Origin of the sequence: Actinocrinis sp., from assembly GCF_035605935.1 — a bacterium.
In the GTDB taxonomy this organism is placed as follows: domain Bacteria; phylum Actinomycetota; class Actinomycetes; order Streptomycetales; family Catenulisporaceae; genus Actinocrinis.
The window spans coordinates 1-11,496 of record NZ_DATNGK010000283.1 but is presented as its reverse complement, the minus strand read 5'-3'; the positions used below and the strand labels follow the sequence as shown (position 1 = coordinate 11,496).

Sequence of the window (11,496 nt, the reverse complement as noted above, 5' to 3'; positions counted from 1 at the left end):
CGCCGCTTGGCCGAAAACGACCTGTCAGTGCGTCAGGACAGGAAGCTCGCGTACGGACCGGTCAGGATCGCGTTTTTCTGGGTCTGGTTGAAGGTGCAGTTCGGGTAGTCGTAGAGCGAGGCGGACATGCAGGTGCCGTCGGTGGAAGTGGCGTCCGGCAGGCCGAAGGCGTGGCCTAGCTCGTGCACCATGCCGCCGTACCAGCGGTCCATCGGGCCGTTCTTGCCGGCCGCGCCATCGGCGTCATGCCCGCTGAGCAGCACCCAGCCCGGAGAGCCGCCGCCGCCGGACTTGTTGACTTCCTCGGCGCTGACCTCGCCGACGATCAGCCACCGGCTGTCCGGGTCGTTCACGCCGAAGCGCTGTTCCAGTTCGGCCTGCATGTTGAACACGACGCACCAGTAGTGGTCGCCGTTCGGGTCGCAGTTGTTGGTGATGTACCAGTTCGTGTCGTGCTGGCCGTTGACCACCTCGACGGCCGGGTTGTTGAGCGTGAAGGTCTTGCCGAGCTGCTGCTTGTAGAAGCGCTGCGCCTCCTGCATCACGCTGGTGATGCCGTTCGGGTAGGCCGGGTCGTAGGCGACGTCGGTGGGCTTGAGCCAGAACACGCGCACCGTGTGCGTCGGGGGCGGGCCGCCCGGCGAGGTGCTCGGGGACGCGCTGGGTGACGTACTCGGGGAGGCGCTCGCGCTGGCGGAGCGGCTGGGCGTTCCGAGGCCGGTGGGCGAGGCGCTGGTGGAGCCGGTGACGCTGCCGGTGCACAGGGTGCCGTTGAGGGTGAAGCTGCTCGGCACCGGGTTGCTCGCGTTCCAGGATCCGTTGAAGCCGAAGGAGGTGCTGCCTGCGGTGGCCAGGCTGCCGTTGTAGCTGGCGTTGACGGCCGTGACCGCCGCGCCGCTTTGGGTGACAGTGGCGTTCCAGGCCTGGGTCACGGTCTGTCCGGCGCCGAAACTCCAGCGCAGCGTCCAGCCGGTGATCGGGGCGCCGAGGTTGGTGACGGCGACGTTGGCGCCGAAGCCGCCGGTCCACTGCGAGCTGACGCTGTAACTGACCTGGCAGCCGACCGTGGCGGCATGGCCGGTGACCGTGGTCGCGATGGTGACGCCGACGAGGCTCACCGCCATGGCTCCGGCGGCGAGGACCGCGCGTGTTCGTCCTTTGTGCACCTGGTACCTCCGGGTGGGGCGAGGTGGGTTGTGTGGGTGACTGCTCGTCCAGGTGCCCTTGGAGTTGAGCGAGAGTGGGAAAACCTTTGCGCAGGGAGCATGCGCGTGGCCGGTCACGGTGTCAATAAACGGCGATAGCTGGTCGCGTCGATGCCGCGTGAGGGCCGTGACGTGCGGAAAGTTTCAGACTGTCTGCTCGCCGCCCACGACGGCCAAAGCGCCGCCACCGAGGCCCATCAGGGCTCGGCGACGGCGCTGAGACGCAGCGTCGGCCTACTTCTGGATCGCGGAGATGAGCACCAGGATCACGGTGGCCACCGCGAACACGCCGTGCCCCAGCACGACCGGGATCGGGAAGTGCCGCTCCGGTGCCGCTTCGGCGGGGGCAGCCGCTCCGGGAGCGCCGGCCGGTGTGACCGCGTGGCGGGTGCGGACGCCGGGCAGCCAGCGGGCGAACATGGCCAGCCCCAGCAGCGCGACCGGCACGAGCAGAGCGAACGCGGTCCAGGCCAGCGCCTTCTTGTCGGCGGCCAGATAGATGATCCAGACCACCAGCCCGGCCGCGGCCAGCAGGAAGTGGCCGAACAGCACCGGGGCGGGCAGCCGCGAGGAGCCGGGGGCGCGCAGCGCGCCGCGGGCGATCCAGGTGCCCAGCAGGTAGAACCCGCCCAGCGCGGTGATCAGCCAGGTGACCAGGGCGGCGATGTGCATGGTGCCCTACTTTCTCGTCGTCGGAAGGTTGAGGATGCGGCAGTCGGCAGGAGGCGGCCGGTCCTAGCCGCGGGCCGCGGGTGTGCGTTCGAGTCCTTCGCGCTGCACCGTCTCGGCGGCCACGCGCACTCCGTAGCGGTAAGCGAGCTTTCCGCCGAGGAAACCCGAGACCGCGAGCACAGCCAGGCTGACCGCCGACAGCGCGAGCTGGCCCGCGCCAACCGACGCGCTGTGGCCGTAGCCGCCGCGCCGCCAGGCGAAGCCGCCCGCGTATGCGGCCGTCACCGCCAAGTTCAGCGACATGTGCACCAAGCCGGTGCGGAAGGCCCGCGTACCGGTCGGGATGGCGAACAGATCCAGGAACCCGACGCTGGCGGCGGCGAGCGCGCCCAGCACGCCGACGGCGATCAGCCACAGCGAGCCGTCCGCGAGCATGCCGCCGCGTCCTGCCACATGTGAGCCGATGTCGAACACGAGGCTGGCCACCCACGCGCCGATCGGCACGGTCACCAGCAGCGGGTGCAGCGGATGACCGTACGGACCCGCCAGCAGCGAAGAAACCGGGTGCTTGCCGTCTTGCGGTTGGGTGCTCACGACTGCCTCCTCCAAACCTGTTTCGCCAACGAAGTTTGGTCTTATTCCGACGTTCGGTCAAGGACTAGGCATCTTCGAGTGACCGATCCAGGCTCGGATACACCCATAGGCGTTACTCTGGAGCAGTGGATCAGCAGCAGCGCGACCCGGTGACCGCGGTCGGCGCGCTCGGCGACGAGCTGCGCCGCGGCATGTACGCCTTCATCCGCCGTGCCCGTCGCCCGGTCACCCGCGACGAGGCTGCGGCCAGCGTCGGCATTTCGCGCAAGCTCGCCGCGTTCCATCTGGACAAGTTGGTGGACGTCGGCCTACTACGTACGCGCACTGACGCTCCGGGGCGGGCGCGGACCGTCGGGCGCGCGCCCAAGCTCTACGAGCCGGTCCCCGACTTGATACAGGTGAGCATTCCGGAGCGACGGCATGAGCTGCTCGCCGAGATCCTCGCCGACGCGGTCCTGACCGAGGACGGCGAGCACACAGCCCGCAGCATCGCATTCGAAGTCGCCGATCGACGCGGTACCGCGCTGGGCGGCGCCGACCGGGACCGGCATCGCCCCGGCCGCTTAGGCACTGAACGCACCCTGACGCTCGCGGCCGAAACGCTCGAAGCCCTCGGATTCGAGCCCGAGCGCGCCGCCCCGGCGTTGCTGCTGCTGCGCAACTGCCCGTTCCATCCGCTCGCGGCGAAGGCTCCGGACCTGGTGTGCGGCATCAACCACCGCTTCCTGGGTGGTTACTTGCAGGGCCTCGGCGCTGCCGACGCGGCGACCGCAGTGCTGCAACCCGAGTCAGGCTCCTGCTGCGTGCGACTGTGCGCCCCCGAGGAAGCGAGCCAGGCGTAGGGCGCGCTTTAGAACTAGCGTGGGCTGATTCCCGGCACCACAAGCCCTGATTCGTATGCCGCGACGACCGCCTGGGTTCGGTCCCGAAGTCCGAGCTTGCCCAAGACCCGGCTTACGTGAGTCTTTACGGTCTCCTCGGTCACGACGAGCCGGGCCGCGATCTCCGGGTTCGACAATCCTTCCGCGACCAACCGCAGCACCTGGGTCTCGCGCGGCGTCAGCGCCGACAACGCGGCCTTCGACGCGCCGTCCTGCTTCGGCCGCAGCTGCGCGAACTCGCTGATGAGGCGGCGGGTGACCGAGGGCGCAAGCAACGCTTCACCGGAAGCGACCACGCGCACGGCCTCGAAAAGCCGCTCGGCGGTGACGTCTTTGAGCAGGAAGCCACTCGCGCCCGCGCGAAGCGCGTCGTACACGTACTCGTCGAGGTCGAACGTCGTCAGCACGAGCACGCGCGGCGTGCCGCCGGCACTGGCAACATCGCCGTGGTCGCTCCCGAGCAGCCGCTTCGTCGCCTCGATGCCGTCCATTTCCGGCATCCGCACGTCCATCAGAACCACGTCCGGGTGCGACTCGCGGCAGATCCGCACCGCCTCGGCTCCATCGCGCGCCGTGCCGACGACGTCGAAGTCCGGCTGCGTGTCCAGCAGCGCGGCGTACCCGCTGCGGACCACCTGATGATCGTCGGCCACCACCACACGGATCGCGGCGGACGCGGCGGTCATACGATCACCTCCACCTTGGCGGGAAGCGTGGCCTCGACGAGGAAGCCGCCGACCGACGCCGGACCGGCAGTCAGCAGCCCGCCGACCGCCGCGGCTCGCTCCCGCATCCCGAGCAGTCCGTGCCCGGCCCCCGGTTTCTCCTCCGCTGGCCCGTTGTCGCGTACGCGCAGCCGCAGCGTCTCGTCGGTGTAGTGCAACTCGACATCGACGGCGGCGCCCGGCGCATGGCGGCGAGCGTTGGTGAGGGCTTCCTGGATGATGCGGTAAGCAGCCAACTCCACGCCTGGGTCGAGAGTCGCGGGCGATCCGGACACAATGAGCCGCACACCGGTCATGGACGCGTTCCTCGCTTCGTCCAGCAATTCGACGAGTTGCTGGAGCGTCGGCTGCGGCCGTCGTTCGGCTCGCGGCAGTTGTCCCGCTGTATTGGACAGGTCGGCGGCGCGCGCGTCGTCGCGCAAGACGCCGAGCAGCCGGCGCATCTCGGTCAGCGCGGCCCGCGCGGTGTCGCCGATCTCCAGCAGCCTGCGGGCTCCGGCGGTGGGCATTCCCGGAGTCGCGAGGCGGGCCGTTTCCGCCTGCACGGCGATCATCGAGATGTGGTGGGCGACCACGTCGTGCAGTTCGCGGGCGATGCGGGCGCGCTCGCCGCGGGCGGTGTGCTCCATCAGTGTGCTGGCGATTGCCTCCTCCGCCGCGCTGCGCGCTCGCGCCTCGCCGCGTTCACGCTGCGCCAGTCCGGCCAGCGCCGCCGCCGGAGCGAGCGAGGCCAGTAGCGTCGTGAGCACGACCGCCTCGGATGCCGCCGAGCGGAACCCGGCCAGCGCGAGAGCGAGGAACGGCACCGCGAGCGCCGGAGCCAGGACTCGTGACCCGCTTCGCCCCAGCCGATAGAGCACGAGCACCTGCATGACCGCGCCCGCGAGGGTCAGCGTCTGGAAGAGGCCGAACATCAGCACGTTCGCCGCGCAAACCGACACCGCCGCGACGGTCTGCCTCGAGAGCGCCGGCGAGAGCGTGGCGGCCAGGCCGAAAACGTAGACCAACGTCAGTGCCTGCCAGCTCAGCCCGGTGTCGCCGAGGTGCAGCACCCGCGTCGAGGTGTCAGGGCTCGCGCCGACACGGGTCGTTTCGGTGGCTGTGGTCCGAACGGCCAGTTCGAGCACCGCGGCCAGGCTCAGCAGCGTCGCCGCGACGGCCGGAATCCGTGGAGCAGCCGCGAACCGCCGCCAGCTGTGCGCCCACCGCTCTCGCCGCTCGTCTGCCCCGGCCACCTGTCTCACCTCCACGCCGCTATTGTCGCCGCTGGCCGGGCACGGTGACGTCCCCGAGCGCGGGGACACGCCTGTCCCTCGTACGAGGGATATTCGGCGGTTTACCTCCCTCGGGTCAGCTACGGCGAGGATTGCTCTGCAGCGTGACGATCTGGAGGCCGCGCCACCCCTAGCCTGCCTGGCATGGAAGCAGCCATCGAAGTAGCCGGCCTGCGCAAGCGGTTCGGGTCAGCTCAAGCGCTGGACGGACTGTCGTTCGCGGTCCGGTCAGGGCAAGTCACGGGGTTCGTCGGACCGAACGGCGCGGGCAAGTCGACCACGATGCGGGTGGTCCTGGGTCTGGACGCGCCGGATTCGGGCACCGCGCTGGTCAGCGGGAAGCCTTATCGCACGCTGCGACATCCACTTAGCCATCTGGGATCGCTGCTGGACGCCGCCGCGCTCCAACCGAGCCGTTCGGCGCGTAACCACCTGCTGTGGCTGGCGCATTCGCAGGGGCTGCCGGCGCGGCGGGTCGACGAGGTGGTCGAGCAGGCGGGTCTCGGTTCGGCGATCCGCCGGAAGGCCGGCGGCTACTCGCTCGGCATGCGGCAGCGGCTCGGCATCGCGGCGGCGCTGCTCGGCGATCCGCCAGCGCTGATGCTGGACGAGCCGTTCAACGGCATGGACCCCGAGGGCATCGTGTGGATGCGCGGCTTCCTTCGTTCGCTGGCCGCGCAGGGTCGCGCCGTTTTGGTCTCCAGTCACTTGATGAGCGAGCTGCAGGACGCGGCGGACCATCTGGTGGTGGTCGGCCGCGGCAAGGTCATCGCCGATACCAGCGTCGCCGAATTGATCGCGGCGGCATCCGGTGACCGGGTCGCATTGCGCACCGCCGCGCGAACCCAGGCGATGACGGTGCTGGCGAACGCGGGCGCGACCGTGGCGACCACCGGCCTGGACACGCTGACCATCAACGGGCTTACAGCCGACCGGGTCGTCGCGCTGCTCAACGCGAGCGCGGTCCCATTCTCCGAAGTCTCGGCGCACCGGGCGACGCTGGAAGAGGCGTACATGGAATTGACACGCGAAGCGGTCGAGTTCCGCGCCGCTCCTGCGGATGACGAGGGAGCCGCGCGATGACTTCTACGACCACGGCCACGCCGTACCGCACCGGGATGCAGTCGGTACGCGACGGTTTCACCCAGCTGTTGCACTCCGAGTGGACGAAGTTCCGCACCGTGCGCGGTTGGATCATCGGCATGGTAGTCGCAGTGCTGCTGACGATCGGGTTCGCCGTGCTGACGGCCAGCGGGGGCACCATCGGCTGCGGCGGTCCCAACCCGTCGGACCAGCACACCGGGGCGGCCTGCCGCATCACACCGCCGCTGGGGCCGGACGGCGAGGTGGTGTCAGACTCCTTCTACTTCGTCCACCAGTCGCTTAGCGGGAACGGGAGCCTGATCGCGCGAGTCACCTCACTCACCGGGCTACATGCTCCAGCAGGCATCATGCAGGCTGGGACGGGCACCTCCGGGATGACGCCGGGCACGCAGCCTTGGTCCAAAGCAGGGATCATTATCAAGCAGAGCGACACCGCGGGCTCGGCATACGCGGCGATGATGGTGACCGGCAGCAACGGCGTGCGGATGCAGTACAACTACACGCACGACGTGGCCGGCGCTCCCGGTGCGGTAAGCGCTTCGTCTCCGCGCTGGCTGAGGCTTGTCCGCTCCGGCGACACGATCACCGGGGACTACTCGACAGACGGCACACGCTGGACCGCCGTCGATACCGTGAAGCTTCCCGGGTTGCCGCAAACCGTGCAGGTCGGCCTGTTCGCGGCCTCCCCCGACTACGTGGTGGTCAATCAGTCCTTCGGCGGCTCGTCGGCTGCGGGTGGTCCGACGCTGGCGACCGGCACCTTCGATAACGTCGCGGTTCAGGGCGCGTCCTCGGGCGACGGCTGGACGGGCGACTACATGGGGACGCCGCGGGCGCGGGCCGGGGAGCCGGAGTTCGTCACGCCGTTCAAGCAGTCCGGAGGTGAGTTCACGGTGACGGGTACCGGGGACATCGCGCCGATCCGTGACGCGGGGCAGCCTATCGAGCAAGGCCTGGTCGGCGTCTTCGCCGGGCTGATCGCGATCGCGGTCGTGGCGGCGATGTTCATCACCGTCGAATATCGAAGGGGGCTGATTCGACTCACGCTGGCTGCGAGCCCACGGCGCGGACGGGTGCTGGCGGCCAAGGCGCTCGTCATCGGCGTGGTGACGTTCGTGGCCGGGCTGATCGCCGCTGCTGTGTCGCTACCGCTCGCCAACCACATTTCGTACAACCATGGCGAGTACATCCTCCCGGTATCAGCACTGACCGAACTGCGCGTCATCGCGGGCACCGCAGCGCTGTTCGCCGCAGTCGCGGTCTTCGCGCTCGCCGTCGGCACCCTGCTGCGTCGCAGCGCCGCGACGGTGACGATCGTGATCGTCGCGATCGTGTTGCCCTACATCCTGGCGGTCGCATCGGTGCTTCCCGCGGGGGCGTCCGAGTGGCTGACGCGGCTCACGCCCGCCGCCGCGTTCGCGGTCCAGCAGACCTTGGTGGCATATCCGCAGGTGACGGCCTCTTATACGCCCGCAGAGGGATATTTCCCGCTCTCGCCTTGGGCTGGTTTCGCCGTGCTGTGCGGATATGCCCTGCTCGCGCTCGGCCTCGCCCACCTGCGACTGAGCCGGAGAGACGCGTGAGCCGGGTCGTGGATCACGCATCGGGGACCGAGCAGGCACCGCAGCTGACGTCCGCGCCGCAGCAGGGGGCGGCGCGGGAGCCGGGCTCGATTAGGCCGCGGACCAGTTGGGCGAACCTGCGCGAAGCGTTGCACGCGGAGTGGACGAAGCTTCGTACTCTGCCGGGCACGTTCTGGCTGCTGTCCGCGGTCGCCGTGCTGACGATCGCCATCAGCGTGGCGTCCGAGGCCGCGGTCACCTGCCCGGCCGCCGACTGCGGTCAGGACCCGGCGAAGGTCAGCCTCATCGGGGTCGAGTTCGGGCAGTCGGTGGCCGCCATCCTTGCGGTGCTGGCGGTCTGCGGCGAGTACAGCACCGGGATGGTCCGCGTCACGTTTGCCGCCATGCCGCGCCGATCGACCGTGCTGGCCGCCAAGTCGCTGCTTATCGCTGGCCTTACCCTGCTCGCCGGGACGATAGCCGTACTCGGCTCGCTACTGATCGGCCGATTGGTCATGCCCGGCAAGGGTTTCACCGCCGCGCACGGCTATCCTTCGCTGCTGTCCCTCACGGACGGCTCGGTATTGCGCGCGGCCGGCGGCTCAGTGCTCTACCTGACTCTCATCGCGCTGCTGAGCCTAGGCATCGCAACCCTGATACGCGAGTCCGCCACGTCGATCGGCGTCGTGCTCGCACTTCTCTACCTCTCGCCGGTCATCGGCGCGGTGGTCACTAACCCCCATTGGCACAACCGCATCGAACGCTATGCGCCGATGAATGCCGGCTTGTCCATTCAGGCGACCAGGGATCTCGCCGGTATGCCGATCGGCCCGTGGGAGGGGCTGGGTGTGCTCGCCGCCTGGGCCGCCGGATCGTTGCTCGTCGGCGGCCTGGCCCTGCGGCTACGCGACGCGTAACTCCGCCCTCGGGCACCGGCCTTAGCTCAGCGCTTGAGCGAGGCGCTCGGCCGCGAACGCAACAGCTTCGCGGCCGAGCGTGAACGCGCCGAACATGCCGAAGAAGCCGTGGGCCATGCCCTCGTAGCGCCGCAGTTCGACCTTGGCGCCTTCCTCACGCAGTCGCTGTGCGTACTGCTCGCCCTGGTCACGCAAGGGGTCGTATTCGGCGGTGATCACAGTGGCGTCGGGCAGCCCGGCCAGGCTCGGCGCGCGCAGCGGCGAGGCGAGCGGATCGAGTCCGTCCTGTGCGTTCGTCAGGTAGTGCTTCCAGTACCACTCGACCGACCACCGGTTGAACAGCAGCGGGTCCTCGTATGCGCTCAACGCCTCCGGATCCCAGCCGTAGTCAGTGTTCGGATACACCAGAAGTTGGTGACGCAGCTTCGGCCCGCCGCGTTCGCGGGCCAGCAGGGTAACCGCCGCCGCCAGGTTGCCTCCGGCGCTGTCGCCGCCCACGGCGAGCCGGTCGGCGTCCACGCCCAGCCGGGCCGCGTTGCGGGCCAGCCAGTCGAGGCCGGCGTAGCTGTCCTCCACCGCGGCTGGGAAGGGGTGCTCCGGGGCGAGCCGGTATTGGACAGAGACCGTGACGCATCCCGCCGCATTAGTCAGAGTCCGGCAGATGGCGTCGCAGGTCTCGAGGTTGCCGAGCGTCCATCCGCCGCCGAAGTAGTACACCAGGGCCGGCCGGTCGCGGCCGTCATCGGGCTCGTATACCCGGATGCGCAGTTCGCCGCCGGGGCCGGTGGCGACATGTTCCGTAACCGCGTGCACCGGCTCGCCGCTGCCCACGGCCGCTTGGATATCGGCCAGGTCCGCAGTTCTGGCCTGGGCCAGGGACAAGGTGTACAGCGGTGCGGCCCCGGCATTTGCCCGGCGCGCGCGCATCGCCTCGACTTCCGGATGTAGCGGCATCGGGTCCCCTCCATACAGTCGGCGTCGGCATCGTAGAGCCGCCGATCGCCTTTCAGATAGAGCCGCTACGCCAGCTCCCGGCGAGCGGGAGCCGGCGCCCTCCTAGAGGTCCATCGCGCGGACGATGATCTTGCCGGCGACTTCGGTGGTGACGTGCCTGCCGATGGTGCCGAGGACGGCAGCCGCGCCGCGCAGCCGCGACTTGATCTCCGGATCCGACTCCCCGTCCGCGGCGCGCTCGAGCCCCAGGATCAGCTCGGCGACGAAATCGTCCGCCTGCACGGTGCCATCGGTGTCCAACGCCTCGTTCTCATTCATGAACCGACGTTATCCTGTGCCTTCGCGAACGTCGCGACCAGTCCGGCAAACTGGTGTCGAAGTACACTCGCCCGATAGCCGGGGTACAACGCTCCCAGCCTGTTCGCCCTGCCGAGCCGAGCTGGACCGTCGTATCACTTGACCGCCTCGCCGTTGCCGCCGCAATCCCAGTTCGCGATCAAGCCAGACACGACCTCGTTGAGGCTGCCCCGTAGACATACTGCGCGGTCGCGAGCTGTACCGAATTACCGGCCAACGCGATCGTCGCGGAGGACCGGCGATGAGGCGCTGTTGCCGCCCGTCAACGGCGCGTTGAACGCGGACAGCGACTTGGCCGTGTGATGGGCGTGACCCCTTCAACCTCCCGACTGGCGCGGCGCCCGGTGGCCACGGCGCTCGTCGCGGCCGCGACCGTGCTTGTGCTGCTCACCGCAGCCTGTGGATCCTCGACGCCACCCGCGCCGACAGCCGTGGCTGCGGGCGCGCCCGTGTCCAGCGGAGGCTCGATCCCGGTGTGCACACGCGACACGGTGGTCGCCACGTATCAGACGGCTTATGACGGTGCGCAGCCGTTGTGTCGCGGCTTCGCTGGCGATGCGAGCCACGCTGGAGAAGGCCTGACCGGGGCTCAGACCACCGCCCGGGTCGACACAGTGGTGCAGTGGATGCTGTTGCACGCCCGCGCGATCTACAGCTTCCAGCCGAGTGCCGCGTGGCTCGGTGCCAGTCCGCACCCGCGCGACGTCAACGGCTTCTTCCACCGGCAGGCGAACCCTGCGCCCGGCGACACCGCGATGCGTGCCTACAAGGACTTCCTCACCCCCGCGCCCGGACAGTCGGGCAACGAGCAGGACTACGCCCTAGTGTCCGTGATCGTATCGGCGACCGCGCATGCCGAGGCCGCGTACGGGACCGCTGACGGCGGTGTCTGGCTGGTCGGTTGCCTCGTCTATCACTCCGACAACCACGAGTACCTTGAGCCGTGCCCATCGTGGGTGTGGACCGTCTCAGTTGTTCCAGCCGTCAAACGCCGCCTATAACCGGATGCTGTCCCGCTCAACTGGACAGCCTGCCTTTTCCCACCCTCGAGCCGCCGGCCGCCGTCCTGCTTTTCCCCAATAAACCCCCGCGATGACATCTCCGCTACGCGGCTGGAGTGCAGCGGCGAGTCTCGTTTACAACGGCTCTTGACCACAGACGCTCTTGCGCGCTGGGGGTCTCGCGATAGCTTCGCCGACGGCGGACGAGGGTAACGCGGGACACGCGTGCACGGATTTTTCAGAAAGGCGG

At 69.2% G+C, this 11,496-nt stretch carries 12 protein-coding genes; 5 read left to right on the top strand and 7 right to left on the bottom strand.

What is annotated here, in order from left to right:
* Positions 1 to 32: 32 nt before the first annotated feature.
* The 3 genes from VN779_RS22955 to VN779_RS22945 form a co-directional block, all read right to left on the bottom strand.
* Positions 33 to 1,166 (bottom strand): cellulose binding domain-containing protein, encoded by a 1,134-nt coding sequence (locus VN779_RS22955; RefSeq protein ID WP_325726761.1) that lies wholly within the window; start codon positions 1,164 to 1,166, stop codon positions 33 to 35.
* Positions 1,167 to 1,439: 273 nt separating this feature from the next.
* A complete protein-coding gene (locus VN779_RS22950; protein ID WP_325726759.1) occupies positions 1,440 to 1,877 on the bottom strand; it encodes a hypothetical protein in 438 nt (145 codons plus the stop codon).
* A gap of 63 nt (positions 1,878 to 1,940) precedes the next feature.
* The gene (locus tag VN779_RS22945) at positions 1,941 to 2,471 is read right to left on the bottom strand and encodes a DUF2231 domain-containing protein (RefSeq protein ID WP_325726758.1); all 531 of its coding nucleotides are present in this window, start codon (positions 2,469 to 2,471) and stop codon (positions 1,941 to 1,943) included.
* A gap of 191 nt (positions 2,472 to 2,662) precedes the next feature.
* Between VN779_RS22945 and VN779_RS22940 the strand changes: the two genes are divergently transcribed.
* Complete coding sequence (locus tag VN779_RS22940) at positions 2,663 to 3,313, top strand: helix-turn-helix transcriptional regulator (protein ID WP_414639742.1); 651 nt, start codon at positions 2,663 to 2,665, stop codon at positions 3,311 to 3,313.
* A gap of 14 nt (positions 3,314 to 3,327) precedes the next feature.
* Here VN779_RS22940 and VN779_RS22935 read toward each other — a convergent pair whose 3' ends face one another.
* Complete coding sequence (locus VN779_RS22935) at positions 3,328 to 4,038, bottom strand: response regulator transcription factor (RefSeq protein WP_325726754.1); 711 nt, start codon at positions 4,036 to 4,038, stop codon at positions 3,328 to 3,330.
* Entirely contained in the window at positions 4,035 to 5,327 is a 1,293-nt protein-coding gene (locus VN779_RS22930) for a sensor histidine kinase (RefSeq protein WP_325726752.1), read from the bottom strand. Before VN779_RS22930 ends, VN779_RS22935 begins: the two co-directional genes overlap by 4 nt.
* A gap of 168 nt (positions 5,328 to 5,495) precedes the next feature.
* On the opposite strand from VN779_RS22930, the gene VN779_RS22925 reads away from it, so the two are divergent.
* From VN779_RS22925 to VN779_RS22915, 3 genes are read left to right on the top strand one after another with little or no spacing between them, the layout of a single operon-like run.
* Positions 5,496 to 6,434, top strand: coding sequence for an ABC transporter ATP-binding protein (locus VN779_RS22925; RefSeq protein ID WP_325726750.1), 939 nt, complete (start codon positions 5,496 to 5,498; stop codon positions 6,432 to 6,434).
* A complete protein-coding gene (locus VN779_RS22920) occupies positions 6,431 to 8,038 on the top strand; it encodes an ABC transporter permease subunit (RefSeq protein WP_325726748.1) in 1,608 nt (535 codons plus the stop codon). The genes VN779_RS22925 and VN779_RS22920 overlap by 4 nt, the downstream gene beginning before the upstream one ends.
* Positions 8,035 to 8,934 (top strand): ABC transporter permease, encoded by a 900-nt coding sequence (locus VN779_RS22915; protein ID WP_325726746.1) that lies wholly within the window; start codon positions 8,035 to 8,037, stop codon positions 8,932 to 8,934. Before VN779_RS22920 ends, VN779_RS22915 begins: the two co-directional genes overlap by 4 nt.
* 21 nt (positions 8,935 to 8,955) lie before the next feature.
* Here the strand turns inward: VN779_RS22915 and VN779_RS22910 are convergent, their stop codons facing one another.
* The gene (locus VN779_RS22910) at positions 8,956 to 9,888 is read right to left on the bottom strand and encodes an alpha/beta hydrolase (protein WP_325726744.1); all 933 of its coding nucleotides are present in this window, start codon (positions 9,886 to 9,888) and stop codon (positions 8,956 to 8,958) included.
* 102 nt (positions 9,889 to 9,990) lie between these two features.
* Positions 9,991 to 10,206 carry a hypothetical protein gene (locus VN779_RS22905; RefSeq protein ID WP_325726742.1) on the bottom strand — a complete coding sequence of 72 codons (216 nt, stop codon included), beginning with the start codon at positions 10,204 to 10,206 and terminating at the stop codon, positions 9,991 to 9,993.
* A gap of 347 nt (positions 10,207 to 10,553) precedes the next feature.
* Here VN779_RS22905 and VN779_RS22900 point away from each other — a divergent pair, with 347 nt between their 5' ends.
* Positions 10,554 to 11,246, top strand: a complete 693-nt coding sequence (locus tag VN779_RS22900) for a hypothetical protein (RefSeq protein WP_325726740.1) — start codon at positions 10,554 to 10,556, stop codon at positions 11,244 to 11,246.
* Positions 11,247 to 11,496: the final 250 nt, after the last annotated feature.

Bases quoted from the DNA above. Each gene is read 5' to 3' on its own strand.
- VN779_RS22950 (WP_325726759.1), bottom strand. From the start codon at position 1,877: ATGCACATCGCCGCCCTGGTCACCTGGCTGATCACCGCGCTGGGCGGG.
- VN779_RS22940 (WP_414639742.1), top strand. From the start codon at position 2,663: ATGTACGCCTTCATCCGCCGTGCCCGTCGCCCGGTCACCCGCGACGAG.
- VN779_RS22935 (WP_325726754.1), bottom strand. From the start codon at position 4,038: ATGACCGCCGCGTCCGCCGCGATCCGTGTGGTGGTGGCCGACGATCAT.
- VN779_RS22925 (WP_325726750.1), top strand. From the start codon at position 5,496: ATGGAAGCAGCCATCGAAGTAGCCGGCCTGCGCAAGCGGTTCGGGTCA.
- VN779_RS22920 (WP_325726748.1), top strand. From the start codon at position 6,431: ATGACTTCTACGACCACGGCCACGCCGTACCGCACCGGGATGCAGTCG.
- VN779_RS22910 (WP_325726744.1), bottom strand. From the start codon at position 9,888: ATGCCGCTACATCCGGAAGTCGAGGCGATGCGCGCGCGCCGGGCAAAT.
- VN779_RS22905 (WP_325726742.1), bottom strand. From the start codon at position 10,206: ATGAATGAGAACGAGGCGTTGGACACCGATGGCACCGTGCAGGCGGAC.